The organism is Acinetobacter sp. 1542444, assembly GCF_000581835.1.
Classification (GTDB): domain Bacteria; phylum Pseudomonadota; class Gammaproteobacteria; order Pseudomonadales; family Moraxellaceae; genus Acinetobacter; species Acinetobacter pittii.
This window is the reverse complement of record NZ_JEYA01000002.1, coordinates 480,372-498,430: the sequence shown is the minus strand read 5'-3', so window position 1 is coordinate 498,430 and position 18,059 is coordinate 480,372. Positions and strand designations below refer to the sequence as shown.

The 18,059-nt window shown below is 39.1% G+C and carries 19 protein-coding genes; 12 read left to right on the top strand and 7 right to left on the bottom strand.

The annotated features are described in order from the left end of the window. Nucleotide 1: 1 nt before the first annotated feature. From minD to J580_RS11235, 4 genes are all read right to left on the bottom strand, one after another. Complete coding sequence (gene minD, locus J580_RS11250) at nucleotides 2–814, bottom strand: septum site-determining protein MinD (protein ID WP_002121719.1); 813 nt, start codon at nucleotides 812–814, stop codon at nucleotides 2–4. A 66-nt stretch (nucleotides 815–880) separates the two neighbouring features. Next, nucleotides 881–1,609, bottom strand: a complete 729-nt coding sequence (minC, locus tag J580_RS11245) for a septum site-determining protein MinC (RefSeq protein WP_005075304.1) — start codon at nucleotides 1,607–1,609, stop codon at nucleotides 881–883. Between the two features lie 120 nt (nucleotides 1,610–1,729). Next, nucleotides 1,730–2,776 carry a hypothetical protein gene (locus tag J580_RS11240; RefSeq protein WP_005803142.1) on the bottom strand — a complete coding sequence of 349 codons (1,047 nt, stop codon included), beginning with the start codon at nucleotides 2,774–2,776 and terminating at the stop codon, nucleotides 1,730–1,732. Between the two features lie 16 nt (nucleotides 2,777–2,792). After that, nucleotides 2,793–3,719: an acyltransferase gene (locus J580_RS11235; RefSeq protein ID WP_032004229.1), complete on the bottom strand. Its 927-nt coding sequence runs from the start codon at nucleotides 3,717–3,719 to the stop codon at nucleotides 2,793–2,795. Between the two features lie 246 nt (nucleotides 3,720–3,965). On the opposite strand from J580_RS11235, the gene J580_RS11230 reads away from it, so the two are divergent. From J580_RS11230 to J580_RS11185, 10 genes are all read left to right on the top strand, one after another. Further along, entirely contained in the window at nucleotides 3,966–4,619 is a 654-nt protein-coding gene (locus J580_RS11230; protein ID WP_009390536.1) for an OmpA family protein, read from the top strand. Nucleotides 4,620–4,812: 193 nt separating this feature from the next. Continuing rightward, entirely contained in the window at nucleotides 4,813–6,852 is a 2,040-nt protein-coding gene (locus tag J580_RS11225) for a UvrD-helicase domain-containing protein (RefSeq protein ID WP_005070868.1), read from the top strand. A gap of 24 nt (nucleotides 6,853–6,876) precedes the next feature. Further along, a complete protein-coding gene (dut, locus tag J580_RS11220) occupies nucleotides 6,877–7,329 on the top strand; it encodes a dUTP diphosphatase (RefSeq protein ID WP_002121799.1) in 453 nt (150 codons plus the stop codon). A 197-nt stretch (nucleotides 7,330–7,526) separates the two neighbouring features. Then, nucleotides 7,527–8,945, top strand: coding sequence for a phosphomannomutase/phosphoglucomutase (locus J580_RS11215; RefSeq protein WP_032004228.1), 1,419 nt, complete (start codon nucleotides 7,527–7,529; stop codon nucleotides 8,943–8,945). Between the two features lie 15 nt (nucleotides 8,946–8,960). Continuing rightward, on the top strand, nucleotides 8,961–9,866 hold the full coding sequence (argB, locus tag J580_RS11210; RefSeq protein ID WP_002121716.1) for an acetylglutamate kinase: 906 nt from the start codon (nucleotides 8,961–8,963) through the stop codon (nucleotides 9,864–9,866). A 122-nt stretch (nucleotides 9,867–9,988) separates the two neighbouring features. Further along, a complete protein-coding gene (locus J580_RS11205) occupies nucleotides 9,989–10,771 on the top strand; it encodes a GNAT family N-acetyltransferase (protein ID WP_002121744.1) in 783 nt (260 codons plus the stop codon). 106 nt (nucleotides 10,772–10,877) lie between these two features. Then, a complete protein-coding gene (locus J580_RS11200; RefSeq protein ID WP_032004227.1) occupies nucleotides 10,878–11,726 on the top strand; it encodes a class II glutamine amidotransferase in 849 nt (282 codons plus the stop codon). Between the two features lie 251 nt (nucleotides 11,727–11,977). After that, nucleotides 11,978–12,433, top strand: coding sequence for a bacteriohemerythrin (locus tag J580_RS11195; RefSeq protein ID WP_002121698.1), 456 nt, complete (start codon nucleotides 11,978–11,980; stop codon nucleotides 12,431–12,433). Between the two features lie 153 nt (nucleotides 12,434–12,586). Beyond that, nucleotides 12,587–13,654, top strand: coding sequence for a membrane protein (locus J580_RS11190; RefSeq protein ID WP_032004226.1), 1,068 nt, complete (start codon nucleotides 12,587–12,589; stop codon nucleotides 13,652–13,654). Continuing rightward, a complete protein-coding gene (locus tag J580_RS11185; RefSeq protein ID WP_032004225.1) occupies nucleotides 13,654–13,968 on the top strand; it encodes an RnfH family protein in 315 nt (104 codons plus the stop codon). Before J580_RS11190 ends, J580_RS11185 begins: the two co-directional genes overlap by 1 nt. A gap of 64 nt (nucleotides 13,969–14,032) precedes the next feature. Here the strand turns inward: J580_RS11185 and J580_RS11180 are convergent, their stop codons facing one another. After that, nucleotides 14,033–14,431, bottom strand: a complete 399-nt coding sequence (locus tag J580_RS11180) for an outer membrane protein assembly factor BamE (protein ID WP_002121740.1) — start codon at nucleotides 14,429–14,431, stop codon at nucleotides 14,033–14,035. A gap of 111 nt (nucleotides 14,432–14,542) precedes the next feature. Between J580_RS11180 and fur the strand changes: the two genes are divergently transcribed. Continuing rightward, nucleotides 14,543–14,980, top strand: a complete 438-nt coding sequence (fur, locus tag J580_RS11175) for a ferric iron uptake transcriptional regulator (RefSeq protein ID WP_002121758.1) — start codon at nucleotides 14,543–14,545, stop codon at nucleotides 14,978–14,980. A 69-nt stretch (nucleotides 14,981–15,049) separates the two neighbouring features. Here fur and J580_RS11170 read toward each other — a convergent pair whose 3' ends face one another. Together J580_RS11170 and J580_RS11165 are read right to left on the bottom strand one after the other, a co-directional pair. Next, nucleotides 15,050–16,168 (bottom strand): PilT/PilU family type 4a pilus ATPase, encoded by a 1,119-nt coding sequence (locus J580_RS11170; protein WP_032004223.1) that lies wholly within the window; start codon nucleotides 16,166–16,168, stop codon nucleotides 15,050–15,052. Nucleotides 16,169–16,187: 19 nt separating this feature from the next. After that, entirely contained in the window at nucleotides 16,188–17,225 is a 1,038-nt protein-coding gene (locus tag J580_RS11165) for a type IV pilus twitching motility protein PilT (RefSeq protein WP_002121749.1), read from the bottom strand. Nucleotides 17,226–17,351: 126 nt separating this feature from the next. Here J580_RS11165 and J580_RS11160 point away from each other — a divergent pair, with 126 nt between their 5' ends. Continuing rightward, a complete protein-coding gene (locus J580_RS11160) occupies nucleotides 17,352–18,044 on the top strand; it encodes a YggS family pyridoxal phosphate-dependent enzyme (RefSeq protein WP_032004222.1) in 693 nt (230 codons plus the stop codon). The last annotated feature ends 15 nt before the right edge of the window (nucleotides 18,045–18,059 follow it).

Here is an 18,059-nt window from a genome sequence, read left to right as displayed (position 1 = left end):
TCTACGCTCCAAATAGTCGTGCTAACCAGCCTTTAGGTTGAGCTGTGATGTGTCGATAAGGACGGTCTTCGCCAAGGAAGCGTGCAACCAAATCATCATACCCCTGACCAGCTTTAGTTTCTGAATACAGAATAACTGGCTTACCTTCGTTTGATGCTTGTAATACACTTGGACATTCTGGAATAACACCTAATGTCGGTACGCGTAAAATATCTTTAGAAATATCATCAATTGTCAGCATTTCCTGACGGTCAGCACGTTCCGGGTTAAAACGTGTAATACATAAATGTTTACGTATACGCCCTTCGTTGTGTTCAACTTTCTTGGTTTTGCTATCTAACATACCAATAATACGGTCAGAGTCACGTACTGAAGAGATTTCAGGGTTTGTTACAATGATTGCTTCATCTGCATGATACATGGCTAAAATCGCGCCACGCTCGATCCCTGCAGGTGAATCACAAATGATGTAATCAAACTCTTGAGATAGCTCATCAATAACTCGAGCAACACCTTCGTCGCTCAATGCATCTTTATCACGTGTTTGTGAAGCCGGTAAAATATAAAGGTTTTCGATATCTTTATCGCGAATAAGGGCTTGCTGCAGACGTGCTTCGTTATTAATAACATTAACAAAATCATAAACAACACGACGCTCACAACCCATAATCAAATCAAGGTTACGTAAGCCTACATCAAAATCAATCACAACAGTTTTATGACCACGAAGGGCTAAACCTGTTGCAAAAGATGCGCTCGTTGTAGTTTTACCTACACCACCTTTGCCTGATGTTACGACAACAATTTTGGCCACCGAATCCACTCCTATTATGGTCATACACCCTTAAAAGGGCTGTTTTTTGGTGATTTGCTTAATAAATTAAAGTTCTAGAGCTTCAAATTCAAGCTCTTGCTTTTCATTTAAATAAATATGTACTGGTTTTTTTACCACATGTTTAGGGATATCATCTGCGACACAATACGTTCCGGCAATGGAAACGAGCTCAGCCTCTAAAGATTGGCAAAAAATGCGTGCAGCTGCGTGCCCGCCCGCACCAGCAATGACTCTACCACGAACTGTGCCATAAATATGTATATTTCCTGAAGCGATCACCTCGGAACCACTATTCATGCCAGCCTTTAAAATAATATCGCCGTTATCTTGTACAAGGGATTGGCCTGTACGCAAAATTTCATCATGATAAGAGGTAATATGAGCGACCGCTATCTTGTTTAGTGGTTTTTTTGTTTCTGCTGAAGACGAGGCAGGAGCTGTAGCAGGTTTTTCCACAATAGCCACTTGTTCAGCTGTCGCTTTAATGCGCTGTAATGGTTGATCTGCTGGTAAAACAGGGAATTGAATAGCGCGAGCCTCATCTCCTAAAATACCGTCGATTACCGCCATTGGTTGTAAACCTAAGCTCACCAGAAGTTGAATCAATGCAATTAATTCTTGCTCAACTGTACTGTCAATAATCACTAAAGTTCCTTGATAGGAACCTTCATTTAAAATATTTGATAATTGCTGGCGGATCACATCATGATCATTGGTATCGAAGGTTATCCTGCTAAAGTTAACCATTCTGCCGGTAATCCGTATATCAGCCATAAGTCTTCCTTCAAGGCGTTAAACGAGCTGTAATATCGTTAAGTTTATTGTAAATAGGGCAAATGCTAGAACAATTCGTGCCAATTCTCTAGCGTGATTCATAAAAAATTAAATAAATGCTTATTCTTTGATTCGATCATACTCCGCAAGGGTTTGTTGCCATTGTTTGACCTTGACTTGTTTACGTACAGACTCCAGTGTCTCGAACACGACAGATTCAACCAATTGCTCAAGCTGACGATTATTAATATTGATTTCACTTACTCTTTGAGAAATTAATTGATAAGTAGGATTTGGAGCATCTTGAGATCCCTCAATTAAAGGTTCAATTAAACCTGCACTAATATTTTCACCTAATCTTTGACCAATGCTTTGAATTTGCTGTTCAATGCGGCCCCCGACTAAAGGAATTAATCGTAATAATTGAGTTAGCTCAGGCGTATCAATAATGGCTTGATCTACAATTTTGCCCACACCTTTTGTAATGGCAGGCTTTTGTTCTTTTAAAGCGGTGGCTAAAGATTCTTGTAATAATGCAGTTAGAGCAACAGTAAATTGCTCACGATGATGATTAACCAAGTCGTGAATAATCTGTTTATGGCTAGAACTTGTTTCAAGTTCATATCTAATACCATCAATCACGGTAATTACAACGCGGTCAGATAATTCTTCCATTACGACGCGATAATAAAATAGCCCAGTTTTCCGCCAGCTTTCCGGAACAACTGGATAACCCAACTCATGTAAACGGTAAGCAATAATCCCAGCGCGGAATAAACGTAAAAAACGGAGCTGAGGAATAATAGCTAAAATTTCATACCAGTGAATAAACGGGAAAAAGAACCAACGCTTATGGTGCTTGTTGATGATCGCAATAGCCCAGCGTACAAGCAGCTCAATAATTAAAAAACCAATAAACCAAGCTTCTGATGTAATCACCCACGGATGTAGTGAAGTACGATAAAAGCTGAGTACTTGGGGCAAGTGAATATGTTCGAAGAACCATGCCCCAATACTGCTCATTAAAAAGAAATTAGTTGCAAGACAGAACAAGTTAAAAATGATAATAAACACCATAAAGATGTCGTAGACCAAAAACAGCTTAAATGAAAGGCTGTTTGGGTCTACATGATGGTATTTGGTTTTTTTCCCAGAACTGTTTTGCATAATAACGGGTGCTTTCTTAAATATTTGCAGTGGTATATTGAGACTTCATTTGCTCAATAAGTTGATCTTTTTCGGTCCAAATGTCATGAACCCATTGCTGGAAACGTTCACGATAAGCCGCGTCATCTTCATAGTTGCCGCCAAGTACCCAGTCTGGAATTTCAATTTTACGTAAGTTAACCGCAATTTTAGAAACATCCCCAAGCCAGAAATCGCTATATCCCGGTACGCCATCAGGATAGACGATGGTCATATCAACTAGGGCATCGATTTTGTCACCCAAGATATTTAATGCAAGCGCCAAGCCACCTGCTTTGGGTTTTAGCAAATGCTTATAAGGGGATTTTTGCTGGTCATGTTTTTCTTGAGTAAAACGAGTACCTTCCAAATAATTTAATAGGGTGAAGGGCTGACTTAAAAGCTGCTCACAAGCTTTACGTGCTTCCATCATGTCACGGTCTTTAAGTTCAGGATTCTTAGCGATCTGTTCTTTAGTGTGACGTTTCATCATTGGGAAGCCTAAAATTTTAAATGCTTGCCCAACAAAAGGAATAAAGATGAGTTCCCATTTAGTAAAGAAACGGGTAAGGGGCATACGGGTTAAACCAAAATATTGATTTACAGTCGTGTCAACCCAACTTTGATGATTACAGGTCATTAAATAACGACCTTGCATATTCAGATCAAGCTCTTCATCAATGGTAATGTCCCATTTTAGATTGGGTAGAACATGGTCAATTAACCAGTTATTTACCCCTAACCAGCTATTTGTAATTTGAATATTAGTTTCATCTATTTTTGATGATTTTTTTAAAAGCTTGGTCAGACCTAATGCAAGAACAGGAGGACCATGAAAAAAAGTACTTCCTGTAATGACTGTACCTACAGTGAGTCCACGTGTAATTTTTTTTAGCGCAGATTGTTTATTGGGTGCAGTTGGCATATGAATGACCCCGAATGTCTCAAATCTATAGAAAAGTTGTTCAACTATAACTGTCATAATATGAAATACAACGTTATCTTAGACAACAATGAAGAAATTGTGATGAGCTAGCATCTTAAAGTGCATCAAAATATTACAAAAACATAACTAAACTGTTTATTATTAACAAAATATCAATGTTTTATACTTCCTTTTTGTTTCATTATTCATTCAGACAACAAAACACACAAAGTGAGGAGGCATGCAATGCGTGCATTAGTTATTTCAACAGTGGTAGGGGCAGCAGTAGTTCTTTCTGGTTGTCAAACAACTGGTAATAATCTTGGTGGCGTTGAATACGATAAAACCGCATTAGGTACTTTAATTGGTGCAGCAGCTGGTTATGGTATTTCTAAATCAAATGCAAACTCTAGCCGTCAAAACAACCGTGCTGCGGCAATTGGTGCAGTTCTTGGTGCTGCTGGTGGTGTATACCTTGACCAGAAAGAGAAAAAATTACGTCAACAAATGGCGGGTACTGGTGTAGACGTTGGCCGTAACCCAGATGGTTCTGTTCAATTGATCATGCCTGGTAGCATTACTTTTGATACAAACAAATCAAACATCAAGCCAAACTTCTACGCAACTTTGAACAAAGTGGCTCAAACTTTGGCTGAAGATAACAAGAGTGCAATTCTTGTAACAGGTTATACTGATAACACTGGTAATGACTCCATCAACATTCCGTTATCACAAGCACGTGCTCAATCAGTACGTAGTTATTTAGCTAGCCAAGGCGTATCTGCTAGCCGTATCGACGCGCAAGGTTATGGTTCATCTAACCCGATCGCAGATAACTCAACTGCATCTGGCCGTGAACAAAACCGCCGTGTAGAAATCAGCATTTATGCTAAACAATAAGATCTAGTTTATTGTTTCAAAAACCACCTTCGGGTGGTTTTTTTATGGGGGCAGTACAAGAAATAATCACGACATTCTGCGGCTCATAAATTGCATTATTAGACATCATTTATACATATCCGTAGATTTACTATTGGGATTCTAAAAAAGAGATGACTATAATCATGCTCGAAAAATTAAGAGGTAATACACGATGTCATCTGCCAGTCAATTGAACAACAAGCAAGAAGAAGCCATGAAATATACTCAGGGCCCTTTATTGGTGCTTGCTGGCGCTGGTTCAGGTAAAACATCGGTAATTACGCGTAAAATTGCCTATTTGGTGCAACATTGCCGTATTCCTGCGCATCGTATAACCGCGATGACCTTCACAAACAAAGCTGCACGTGAAATGAAAGAACGTGTGACTAAGCTTTTGTCACGTGAAGAAGCAAAAGGTTTATCAGTTTCTACCTTCCATACTTTTGGCTTAAACCTTTTACGCTTAGAACTTAAAAATTTACCTTTAAAAGCTAATTTTTCGATTTTGGATGCAGACGACTGTAAACGTATTTTGATGGATCTCATGCATCGCGACAATTTATCGGGTGCAGAGAGTAAAGAATTAATTGCCAAGGCAATGAAGAAAATTTCAGATTGGAAAAACGATCTGATTTTGCCAGAACAAGCACATTCGACTTGTGAAACACCAGAAGATGTCCAGTTTGCACATCTCTATCAACTGTATGAACGTAATTTACGTGCCTACAATGCTGTCGATTTTGATGACTTGATTGTTATGCCAACACGCTTATTGCAAGAAAATGCAGAAGTACGTGACAAATGGCAAAACCGTGTCCGTTACTTATTGGTCGATGAATATCAAGATACCAACACCGCTCAGTATATTTTGGTCAAACTGTTAGTTGGGGTAATGGGGCAGTTCACCGCGGTAGGTGATGATGACCAGTCGATTTACGCATGGCGTGGTGCTAAGCCTGAAAATATGGCATTGCTTAAACAAGATTTCCCAAATCTACATATTATTAAACTTGAACAAAATTATCGTTCGACCAGCCGTATTTTAAAAGCTGCCAACTGTGTGATTCAAAACAACCCACATATTTTTGACAAGAAATTGTGGAGTGATAAAGGGCATGGGGAAGTCATCCGAATCATTACATGTCGTAATGATGACGATGAAGCAGAACGCGTGGTCAAAGACCTACTGACTCATAAACTGATGAACGGTAAGAACTGGAAAGATTATGCTGTGTTGTATCGCGGAAACTTTCAGGCACGTGTGTTAGAAACCCAGCTTCGTCAAATGCAAATTCCGTATAAACTCTCTGGCGGTACATCGTTCTTCGCCCGTGCAGAAATTAAAGACGTGATGAGTTATTTGCGTCTTATTATTAATCCAGAAGATGACAGTGCTTTCTTACGAATTATTAATACGCCTAAACGTGCAATTGGCCCTGTTACTCTAGAGAAACTAGGTTTATTTTCACAAGAAAATAATTTGTCTTTACTCGGTGCTTCTGCTGACCAGCGTTTAAGCATGGTGCTTCCTAAAAAGGCAGAAACACAGCTTCATGAGTTTGCTGACTTTATTGCGACATTTACTCGTGAACTCTTGGAAGATGATGAGCCTGTGCCTAAAGTTCGTCAAATGATGAATGAAGCGGGTTATATGGATTACGTTCGCGAACAGTCAGCAACACCTGCACAAGAGAAAAGTAAACTCGATAATATCGAGAACTTATTTACCAGTATTCAAAATCTGATTAATCGTGCTGAAGATGTTGATGAAAAGAATATTGAAAGTGTCATCCGAAAACTAGTTTTGCTCGATCTGTTAGAACAGCAGCAGGAAGAAGAAGATACAGATAAAGTTAACCTTCTTACTTTGCATGCAGCAAAAGGTCTGGAATTCCCATATGTATACATTATGGGACTGGAAGAAGAACTATTGCCGCATAAAAACTCGATTGCAGCAGAAACCATTGAGGAAGAGCGCCGTCTCATGTACGTGGGAATTACACGTGCACGCCAAGGTTTAACGTTAACTTTAGCGGAACAGCGCAAAAATGGCGGACAGATGAAACAAATGACGCCTAGCCGTTTCCTTGATGAGCTTCCGCAAGATGAGCTTGAGTGGTTAGGCCGTAAAAAGAAAATTGCGGCTAATGTTGACCCTAAAGAACAGGCTCAACAATATCTGGCAAATTTAAAAGCTTTATTAAAGCGTTAATTTTTTTAATTTTTAGGAAATCCCATGAAAGTTCAAGTGAAATTGCTCGATCCGCGTTTAGGTAAAGAATGGCCTTTACCTTCATATGCAACAGCAGGTTCAGCGGGTTTAGATTTACGTGCCTGTTTAGATGAGGCAATTGATATTGAACCAGGACAAACTGTTTTAGTTAAAACAGGTATGGCAATTTATATTCATGATGTAAATTTTGCTGGTTTAATTTTACCGCGTTCAGGTTTAGGTCATAAACACGGTATCGTGCTTGGCAACTTAGTTGGTTTGATTGATTCGGATTATCAAGGTGAATTGATGGTTTCAGTTTGGAACCGTGGTCAAACCACATTCCGTTTAGAACCAGGTGAGCGTTTGGCACAATATGTTTTAGTGCCTGTCGTACAAGCTGAATTTGAGCAAGTAGAAGAATTTGAAGAAACTTTACGTGGCGCTGGTGGCTTTGGTCACACAGGTAAACAATAAGTTTTTTAAATATTAACGAAAATCAAACGCCTGTTGAACAGGCGTTTCTTTTTACATCTTGAATGTTACAAAGGATTATATTACAACACGCTTTACTCATATTCTTTTAACTTTTTTAGCAAACAAACCTTTCAAAAATTTTGAATAATCTATGTTTTTGCGATAGATCGAATTGATCTTTAAATAGAAGATACGCTATGAATGTAAGACACTCATTTCCAAAAAGTATTTTTCGTGCTTACGATATTAGAGGCAAACTTTCTTTCTTAACCACGGACGTTGTCCGTTCAATTGCCTACGGATTGGCACAACAATACAAACAAGCAAAACAAACTCAATTAGTAATTGGCTATGATGCCCGTCTCACAAGCCCAGCCTATGCACACTTAATTGAAGAAATTTTAATAGAACAAGGTTTAAAAGTGACCAACATTGGTTGCTGTTCATCACCAATGATGTACTACATTGCCCGAGATTTTGGAGGCAATGGCATTATGGTGACCGCAAGCCATAATCCAAAATCTGACAATGGTATTAAGTGGATTTTAAAGGGTGAACCGCCGTCTCCAGAAATGATTCAGCAGGTGGGTGAAGAAGCTCAAACTTATGTACCCAACCATTCAATTTCTGTACTTGAGTTAACACTACCTCAATTTAAAGCTGAATTTTGCCAACAATACCAACAAGCCATTTTTAAAGATATTCAGTTAAAACGTCCTTTAAAAGTTGTTTTAGATGGTTTGCATGGTTCTGCTGGGCATTGTTCAAAACTAATCTTAGAAAAAATGGGTTGTGAAGTCATTGCTTTACGCACCAATCCAAATGGTGAGTTTCCAGATCACGCACCAGACCCTTCACATGCGGCACATTTAACTCATTTACGTAAAGCCGTGGTCGAGCAGCAGGCGGATATTGGCATCGCTCTTGATGGCGATGGAGACCGTGTTGTTTTAGTCGATGAAAAAGCACAGATATTGACAGCAGACCGCTTATTGTCGCTTTTTGCGCAAATGTGCCTTGAGCAGCACCCAGAGCAAGAAATTGTTTTTGATGTGAAATGCTCACGTATGGTTCAAGAAACCGTCGAGAAACTCGGCGGAAAAGCAAAAATGATCCGCACGGGAAGTAGTTTCCTACGGGCTTATTTATCTCAATCGAATGGCCGTGCCATTTTTGGTGGAGAATATGCAGGTCATTATGTATTTAATGATGGCCGTGGTTTTGGATACGATGATGGTTTATATGCCGCATTAAGAGTAATGGAGTATTTTACTCAATCGAGTGCTACAACAATTTCTGAGTTATTTGCCCCATATCCAGAAAGATGTTGTACAGAAGATACTTATATTGGTACTTATCAGTCCGATCCAAAGTATGTATTACAAGATATTGAGATTTTAAGTCATCGCTTAGGGGCACGTATTAGTAAAATTGATGGCGTACGTCTTGATTTTGATGATGGTTTTGGCATTATTCGAGCATCAAATACTGGTGAATATTTTACAGTACGATTTGATGCGGATAATCCTTTACGATTAAAGGAAATCCAGCAAAAATTTGTAGATATGTTACAAGAACACTATCCGCAAATTGCACAAGAACTTTCAGAGGCCTAAGTAAGGAGAGGCGTAATGCCACAACATCAGCATATCGGTGTCGACAAAGCAAAAATCTTGATTGAAGCTTTGCCGTATATTCAACGCTTTACTGGTAAAACGCTGGTGGTGAAATACGGTGGCAACGCAATGACTGATCCAGAGCTTGAAAGTTCATTTGCCCGAGACATCGTTTTACTTAAAACTGTAGGATTAAATCCGATTGTTGTTCACGGTGGTGGGCCACAAGTGGACTCATTCTTAAAGCAGTTAGGCCGTGAATCTGACCGCATTGACGGTATGCGCGTAACTGATGCTGCAACCATGGAAGTGGTTGAAATGGTGTTGGGCGGCAGTGTAAATAAATCAATCGTTAACCTGATTAATAAACACGGTGGACGTGCGATTGGTTTAACGGGTAAAGACGGTAATTTACTTCGTGCCCGCAAATTGCTTATGGAAAAGCAGGAAGAAGATGGTTCTATCAAACATATCGACTTGGGTATGGTTGGTGAAGTCACTGGCGTTAAAACGGATGTATTGGAAATGTTCACCCAAAGTGACTTTATTCCAGTGATTGCGCCATTAGGTGTAGATGAAGAAGGCAATACTTATAATATTAACGCTGATTTAGTTGCAGGTAAGGTTGCAGAAGCTTTAGGCGCTGAAAAATTAATTTTGCTCACTAATATTAGCGGTGTGCTTGATGAAAATAAAAATCTGTTAACTGGCCTTACGACACAAGAAGTTGATCGCCTCATTGAAACAGGTGTGATCTATGGCGGTATGATTCCTAAGGTAGGCTGTGCGCTTGATGCTGTTAAAGGCGGCGTTGTGAGTGCGCATATTGTTGACGGTCGCGTGCCACATGCAACATTACTTGAAATCTTCACTGATCATGGTGTTGGAACGCTGATTTCTAACCGCACTAAAACAGCTTAAGAAATCCGTTATTCTCAATAAAAAGATCACCCTAGGTGGTCTTTTTTTATACCATCTTGATTTGGTCATTTTTTTGTCATGAGCTTTGACTAGTGTAGGGGGTGTCACTAGGAGCGTTCATTATGCTGGAAAAATTTAATCAATATCGCCAAACCTGGACTTTACCTTTAAATCGTCATAAAGCAATAAATCAGACGCAATTTCGTTTTGAGTGGGTTGATAATTTAAAAGAATTACAAGATGTACAACGGTTTCGTGCACAACAATTTAGTCAACAATTCGGAATCAAGTTTGAAGATAACTTAGACCAAGATATTTACGATTTTGGTTGTGAACATGCGGTCTTGCGTGAGAAGTGGACTGGAGAAATTGTAGCGTATACGCGTTTAAAACTATTTCAAGGTCATGAAATAGCACAGAGTTATAGTGCACATGAGTTTGATATTGTTCCTCAGTTATCGCATCTTCCAAATGTGTTAGAAATAGGCCGTACCTGTGTACATCCTCGCTTTCGTAATGGTAAAGCGTTATCTATGCTGTGGTTAAACCTTGCACCGAAAGTGCTATGGTCAATGCGTGCTAAATATTTAATGGGCTGTGTCAGCATTCATTTACAAGATAATTTGGCTAGAGCGTACTACACGCATCGTCAGATTCAGCAGTTACCAGAAAGTAAAACGATTGATATCCGTTCGAAAAAAATCTATGAACCTGAATATCCTGAGTTTAGCTTCCCACAAGATGAACGTATGCCAAAGCTATTCCAAATGTATCTAAGCATGCAGTCAAAACTATCGAAACAGGCTTTTTTTGATGAAGAGTTTAACTGTTTGGATTATTTTGTATTTCTTGAGGTGAATAAAGTCGCGACCTCATTTGTAATGAATAAAATGGTGCAGCGTTAATCATATTTTCTATTTTGTAATAGCCAGCACATATTGAGATTTGCAAGCCATTTTACTCTCATGCACAATAGAGCAGATGGGGTATTAGAAGTAGTTTAAAAGCGATATGTGCCAGCTATTAGGAATGAATTGTGCAACACCAACGGATATCACTTTTTCCTTCCGTGGTTTTTCACAGCGTGCAGGAATTACCTCAGATCATAGTGATGGATTTGGCATCGCATTTTTCGAAGATAAGGCGTGCCGTTTATTCGTTGATAACCAATCAGCAGTTGAGTCTCCAATTGCCGATCTCATTCGTAATTATCCTATTAAATCACGTAACGTGATCGCTCATATCCGCAAGGCTACCCAAGGTAAAATCACTTTAGAAAACTCTCATCCCTTTATTCGAGAGTTGTGGGGGCGACACTGGATTTTTGCCCATAATGGTGATTTACATGATTTTAATCCGCCACTGAGTGGCCGTTTTACACCTGTGGGCAACACAGATAGTGAACGAGCATTTTGCTATTTGCTCGATCAACTCGTTGAAGCTTTTGGCTATGAAGAGCCGAGCCTTGAACAAATCTTTGAAGTATTAGAAAAAATTTCTCCGCAAATTGCGGAATATGGCACATTTAATTATTGTCTATCTAATGGCAAAGCATTATTTAGTTATGCCATTACTAAATTACATTGGCTCGTTCGTGAATATCCATTTAATTATGCTCATTTAATTGATTTAGATGTCGAAGTCGATTTTAGCCAGGTAACAACACCTGACGATCGTGTGGCAGTAATAACCACTGAACCTTTAACACATAATGAAAATTGGACAGCATACCAACCTGGTGAAATGATTTTATTTCAACATGGTAAACCAATTAAAAAAGCTATTACTTTTGTAGAAAGATTAAAGCGCGAACAGGAAAATCCTGAACTTAAACGTATTACGCGTGCAGATCAGTATTAATATAAAATACATTTAAAATATATGAATAAGGATGTTTATATATTTTTATCATTTAATAATTAAATAGTTTGTTTAAAAAATACTTTATTATTTTAGTTGGTTAATTTTAATTAAATATTTTAAAAACAATAACTTGAGTTGAATATAATTTTTATATGCTAAAGCCGACAAAATAGGTTTGTTTTTATTTATATTCTTTAAATATATCATGGAGTTTATGCAACGATCATTAATCATCATTGGGGAGATGTATGAAAATGAAATGGGCTTCAGAATATAATACGGGTATTGATGTTATTGATGAGCAACATAAACGAATACTTGATTATATTAATGAAATTGATGATGTAAAAGATGAAGAAGACAGACGTCGAATTAAAGATGTTCTAGACAATATTATCGATTATACGCAATCACATTTTACTTTCGAAGAAAGTTTGCAGGAGGAAGCTGATTATAAATATCGTGTACCTCATAAACGTGTACATGATTTATTTATTAAAAAAATAGAGTTATATCGTGAACGTTTTGAAATGGGGCACACGATTGAAGCAGAATTACAAGAAATTTTGGCTAAATGGTTAATTAACCATATTCAACATGATGATGCCGATTATGTAGGAGCAGTAAAAGAAAATATGATGGGAATTATTAGAGAAAAAGAAAAGAAAAAAGGGAAAAACTGGTTTGCTCGGTTTTTCTCATAACCTGAAATAAAAATAACTCATAATTTCAGTTAGCGCGGCAAACTATCATTTCGGTAGTTTGCTTTTTTTATTGAGCAAACTTTGATTTTCAAGCATGACACGGGCAAAATATCTCTAGTCTTTTTCAAGGAATGCATAATGCAGGACATACCTATGTCACGATGGTTATCGCCCCTGATGGCGTTTTGCTTATCTTTCATCATTATGGCGACATTGGCACCCACAATGGGAATCCAGATTGATCGTCAACTCGATTTCTGGTTATTGTGGTTAGGCACAATGTTGTTATTGGCACTACCAGTTTGTTATTTGGAAATTGCTTTAGCAAAACGGTCGAAGACTACAGCCTTAAATGCTTTATCAAGTTTAACTCGTGAAGCAGATAGTTCCCCAAAATGGCGTTTGGTTGGCTGGCTTGCGGTTATTTTTATTCCATTTTTAGCTGGTAATGTATTAAGTACAGCTGGCAATTTACTGACTACACAACTTAATAATAGTGTTTCAGGGCAACTTGTTTTTGCTGGTCTTGCTGTTGTGGCCCTCATTTTATCCTTTATTCCACGTCAGATTTTAATCTTACTGATGACGATTGGTGTAATTGCTTCTCTTGTTTTAGCTAACACGATGGGAACGACTTTACAGCCTTGGCACTGGACCAATGTTGAGTTTAAAGAATGGGGTAATGCGACTGTACTTGCGCTCGTTGCGAGTGGATTGGGCCTAGGGCTTTATTGGCAAAATAGTGTAGGTGCTGTGCAGATGCAAGAAGGCGCAACGAAAACTGTTCTTCCAATCTGGTTAGCTCAGCTCATTGCTGTAATTGCCTTTGGTTTCTTTTCTTTACAAGCACAGCTTCCTGTTTTTACTTGGATCTTTACCGCAGTAATGACAACAGCGTTATTTGTGCAATTGGCTAGAGAGCAGCTTGCTCAGCGTCAGCTTATGCCTATTTTACAATGGGTGATTATTGTTGTAACGATTGCTGTTTGGGCTGTGCCTGAGCTTCATAACATCTTTACGCTGATTTTAATGCTTTGGGGATTACTCATTTGCTTGATCTATGCCATTTTTGCTGGCTGGATTATGAAAATTAGCCATTTGCGTAAATCTATGAATTTTAGCAATGAGTTGTTTTATAACTTATGGCGCATTGCGGTACGTATTGTATTGCCGCTTTCAATTGTCATTGCCATGATTGCGGTGATTGGACAAATTATCTGATGGAAAAAGCTCAGCAAGTGTGGGTTGCTTATGCAGCCCCAGAGCAACAGTTTTTAGTTGCTATTCCATTTGAAGCTGGTATGACTGCATTACAAGCAGTTGAGGCGAGTGGCTTGCAGACACAGGTCAGTTTGCCTGAGCCATTACAACTTGGCATCTTTGGCGCAAAAGTTGAAGTACATGCGATTTTGCAAGCTGGTGATCGAGTTGAGATTTATCGACCTTTAACGATTAACCCCAAAGATATACGTCGTAAACGCGCCGAGAAAAACCCTGTGGGGCGATATATTAAAAGTAATCGCTTTAAGCAATAAGTCCCATAAACAAAACCCCTCAAAGTATTTCACTTGAGGGGTTTATTTTTATTAGAAAAAACGATTATAGTGGTGGTGCAGTTAAAATCGCTTCTTTAGAAGCAGGTAAACCTGGTTGCGATTCTGGAATAGTTTCTAAACCTTCAATTTTAGTTACTGTGCCAGTGCCATCAAAGTAAATTTTTAAATGCTGACCATGTGCTGCTGGGATTTTTGCTTTTTTAGCATAAGTTCCCGGGATATAGTTGTAAATGTAGTCCCAACGTAGAGGATTGAGGGGATCAGTCACAGTTGGACTACCAAGCAAAAAACGCACTTGCTGGAAATTCATGCCGACCTGTACTTGAGAGGCTTGAGCTTTGGTCAATGGAGTCCCTTGAGGAATATCAACCTTATATACACCAAAGATTGAACAACCAGCAAGGAGTGAAGTGACTAATAACGTCAGCACGAGTTTTTGCATTTTGCTACACTATCCCAATAAATTATGATGCATTTGATCAAAGGATAGATCATACTTCATCTAAATTCTATTGCCTATTCCAACTTGAGATTTGTTGAGAGACCTTTTTTCATGCCTATTTCCAATCAAGATTTGCGCAAAGCTGGACTTAAAGTTACCCTTCCTCGAATTAAGATTTTGGAATTATTAGAAAATTCAAAACAACATCATCTTAGCGCTGAAGATATTTACAAGACTTTGTTAGAACAAGGGGAAGATGTCGGCCTTGCGACAGTTTACCGTGTGTTAACACAATTTGAAGCTGCAGGTATCATTCAGCGCCACCATTTCGAAAATAATCATTCTGTTTTCGAAATTATGCAAGAAGATCACCACGATCATTTGGTTTGCCATAATTGCAACAAAGTTATTGAATTTACTAATGATGTTATCGAGAAAGAACAGCATGCTGTAGCTGAGCAACATGGGTTTACCTTAACGGGTCACTCATTAAACCTCTACGGTTACTGTAACGAACCTGAATGTCAGGAAGTACTGCGCAAGAAATAATCGTTTTCACACAAAGAAAACAAATAAAAAAGGAAGGTTACGTTTAACCTTCCTTTTTTTATGAAGAAATTACTGTCTGTCGAAGGTTAAATGCTGATTTGTGCCTGCAATTTGCTCAGGACCTTCTTCGGCAAGCTTAATTGTTAAACGTAAATCGTTTGGTGAGTCGGCATGTTTTAATGCATCTTTGTAGGTAATTTGGCCTGACTTATAAAGATCAAACAGTGCTTGGTCAAAAGTTTGCATACCGAGTTCACGTGAGCGTTTCATTAAATCTTTAATTTCATGAATTTCACCTTTACGAATATAGTCTGAAATTAATGGGGAGTTAATGAGAATCTCAATCGCTGCACGGCGAGAATTACCATCTGGAGTCGGAATAAGTTGCTGTGCAATCATGGCCTTTAAATTAAGCGATAAATCCATGTAGAGCTGGCTATGACGGTCACTTTCAAAGAAGTGAATAATACGGTCAAGTGCTTGGTTGGCATTGTTCGCATGCATTGTGGCTAATACCAAGTGACCCGTTTCGGCAAAACCAATCGCATAGTCCATAACTTCACGAGAGCGAATCTCACCAATTAAGATCACATCGGGTGCTTGTCGCAACGTATTCTTTAAGGCAATTTCGAATGAGTCTGTATCGATCCCGACTTCACGTTGGGTAATGATGCAGCCAGCATGTTCATGAATAAACTCGATAGGGTCTTCAATGGTAATGATATGACCTTTAGAGTTATGGTTACGATAGCTAATCATTGAAGCCAATGATGTCGATTTACCTGTACCTGTTGCACCTACAAAAATAATGATGCCGCGTTTAGTCATCGATAAATCTTTAAGCACAGGTGGTAACTGCAAGTCATCAATTGAAGGAATTTTAGTTTCAATTCGACGTAGTACCATGCCGGGCATATCACGCTGTTGAAAAGCACTCACACGAAAGCGGGCAGTTTTATCACGATTCATAATGGCAAAGTTACATTCACGAGTGTCCGCAAATTCTTTGCGCTGTTTTTCACTCATGATGGAGTGTAATAGTTGCCCGATAATTTCGCCTGAAAGACTATTTTTTGAAATGGGAACAATTTGCCCGTTAATCTTCATCGATGGTGCAACGCCATCTGTAATAAAGAGGTCGGATGATTTTTTTTCAACCATCAGGTTGAGCAGGTCATTAAAATCCATATTTATTCTCTAATTATTTTTATAGAAATGATTCAGGCTGTTTAGCAGCAGTACGAGCGGTTTGTGGGCTGATCACACCGCGAGATACCAAATTTTTTAAGCTTTGGTCGAGGGTGGTCATGCCATGATTTGCGCCAGTCTGAATAGCTGAATACATTTGCGCGACTTTGTTTTCACGAATTAAGTTACGAATGGCAGGAATACCAATCATGATTTCATGAGCTGCGACACGACCGCCGCCATTCTTTTTAAGCAGGGTTTGTGAAATTACAGCCTGCAATGATTCAGAGAGCATGGCACGAACCATGTCTTTTTCTTCGGCTGGGAATACGTCAATTACACGGTCGATGGTTTTCGCAGCAGAAGTGGTATGCAGCGTGCCAAATACCAAATGTCCTGTTTCGGCAGCAGTAAGTGCTAAACGAATAGTCTCAAGGTCACGCATCTCACCGACCAAAATAATATCTGGGTCTTCACGCAGTGCTGAACGTAGTGCCTCATTAAAGCCGTGTGTATCACGATGCACTTCACGTTGGTTAATCAGGCATTTCTTTGACTGATGTACAAATTCGATAGGGTCTTCAACCGTTAAAATATGGTCATAACGGTTTTCGTTGATGTAGTCCATCATGGCTGCAAGTGTGGTCGATTTACCCGAACCTGTTGGGCCTGTCACCAGTACAATGCCGCGTGGATAGTCACAAATGTCTTTAAAGATTTGACCTAGGCCTAAATCTTCCATGGTAAGTACTTTGGACGGAATGGTACGAAACACTGCACCAGCACCACGGTTTTGGTTAAATGCGTTTACACGGAAACGAGCAACGTTGGGTACTTCAAAAGAAAAGTCGGTTTCGAGTTTTTCTTCGTAGTCACGACGCTGTTTATCATTCATGATGTCGTAGACCAGACGATGAACATCTTTATGATCTAGAGCAGGTAAGTTAATGCGACGGACTTCACCATCCACGCGAATCATTGGTGGCATACCAGCAGATAGGTGTAAATCGGACGCGCCATTTTTCACAGAGAAGGCGAGTAGCTCTGTAATATCCATAATTTCCCCAAGTAAATCAAAATATGTCATTATTTTGTAGAATAATATACGGCTTTCACCGAGGCTTACCAACACCTCGCTTTAGGTGAAAAGCAAAAAAGTTTTTTGAAAATGAGAACCTTGTCAATGAATTACCTGCAAGATGCGCGGCAGCACGTATTACAGCAAATCCAAAGTGCTTGTGAACATGCTCAACGTGCGCCTGAAACCGTACAACTTTTAGCCGTATCGAAAACACATCCAAGTGAAAGTTTGCGTGAAATGTATGCAGCAGGGCAAAGAGCATTTGGCGAAAACTATTTGCAAGAAGCTTTAGATAAAGTCGAAGCTTTACAGGATTTAGACATTGAATGGCATTTCATTGGTCATGTTCAACGCAACAAGACGAAGCATTTGGCCGAGAAATTTGATTGGGTACATGGTGTAGATCGTTTAATTATTGCCGAGCGCCTATCTAACCAGCGTGGTGATGATCAATCTGCGCTTAATATTTGTTTGCAAGTGAATATTGATGGGCAAGACAGTAAAGATGGCTGCGCACCAGAAGAAGTTGCCGAGTTGGTTGCTCAAATCAGTCAATTACCAAAAATCAAGTTACGCGGTTTAATGGTCATTCCAGCGCCTGACAATACTGCTGCTTTTGCAGATGCTAAAGCCTTGTTTGATGCTGTGAAAGACCAACATAGTCATCCAGAAGATTGGGACACTTTAAGTATGGGAATGTCGAGTGATTTAGATGCAGCAATTGCTGCTGGTTCAACCATGGTTCGTGTGGGAACAGCTTTATTTGGAGCTAGAGACTATTCGCAAAAAGGCTGATGTAAGCTTTATCTT

What these genes read in the sequence shown, in the direction of transcription:
- minC (WP_005075304.1), bottom strand. Translation starts at nt 1,609, where the DNA reads ATGGCTGATATACGGATTACCGGCAGAATGGTTAACTTTAGCAGGATA.
- J580_RS11240 (WP_005803142.1), bottom strand. Translation starts at nt 2,776, where the DNA reads ATGCAAAACAGTTCTGGGAAAAAAACCAAATACCATCATGTAGACCCA.
- J580_RS11235 (WP_032004229.1), bottom strand. Translation starts at nt 3,719, where the DNA reads ATGCCAACTGCACCCAATAAACAATCTGCGCTAAAAAAAATTACACGT.
- J580_RS11230 (WP_009390536.1), top strand. Translation starts at nt 3,966, where the DNA reads ATGCGTGCATTAGTTATTTCAACAGTGGTAGGGGCAGCAGTAGTTCTT.
- J580_RS11225 (WP_005070868.1), top strand. Translation starts at nt 4,813, where the DNA reads ATGTCATCTGCCAGTCAATTGAACAACAAGCAAGAAGAAGCCATGAAA.
- dut (WP_002121799.1), top strand. Translation starts at nt 6,877, where the DNA reads ATGAAAGTTCAAGTGAAATTGCTCGATCCGCGTTTAGGTAAAGAATGG.
- J580_RS11215 (WP_032004228.1), top strand. Translation starts at nt 7,527, where the DNA reads ATGAATGTAAGACACTCATTTCCAAAAAGTATTTTTCGTGCTTACGAT.
- argB (WP_002121716.1), top strand. Translation starts at nt 8,961, where the DNA reads ATGCCACAACATCAGCATATCGGTGTCGACAAAGCAAAAATCTTGATT.
- J580_RS11205 (WP_002121744.1), top strand. Translation starts at nt 9,989, where the DNA reads ATGCTGGAAAAATTTAATCAATATCGCCAAACCTGGACTTTACCTTTA.
- J580_RS11200 (WP_032004227.1), top strand. Translation starts at nt 10,878, where the DNA reads ATGTGCCAGCTATTAGGAATGAATTGTGCAACACCAACGGATATCACT.
- J580_RS11195 (WP_002121698.1), top strand. Translation starts at nt 11,978, where the DNA reads ATGAAAATGAAATGGGCTTCAGAATATAATACGGGTATTGATGTTATT.
- J580_RS11190 (WP_032004226.1), top strand. Translation starts at nt 12,587, where the DNA reads ATGTCACGATGGTTATCGCCCCTGATGGCGTTTTGCTTATCTTTCATC.
- J580_RS11185 (WP_032004225.1), top strand. Translation starts at nt 13,654, where the DNA reads ATGGAAAAAGCTCAGCAAGTGTGGGTTGCTTATGCAGCCCCAGAGCAA.
- J580_RS11180 (WP_002121740.1), bottom strand. Translation starts at nt 14,431, where the DNA reads ATGCAAAAACTCGTGCTGACGTTATTAGTCACTTCACTCCTTGCTGGT.
- fur (WP_002121758.1), top strand. Translation starts at nt 14,543, where the DNA reads ATGCCTATTTCCAATCAAGATTTGCGCAAAGCTGGACTTAAAGTTACC.
- J580_RS11170 (WP_032004223.1), bottom strand. Translation starts at nt 16,168, where the DNA reads ATGGATTTTAATGACCTGCTCAACCTGATGGTTGAAAAAAAATCATCC.
- J580_RS11165 (WP_002121749.1), bottom strand. Translation starts at nt 17,225, where the DNA reads ATGGATATTACAGAGCTACTCGCCTTCTCTGTGAAAAATGGCGCGTCC.
- J580_RS11160 (WP_032004222.1), top strand. Translation starts at nt 17,352, where the DNA reads ATGAATTACCTGCAAGATGCGCGGCAGCACGTATTACAGCAAATCCAA.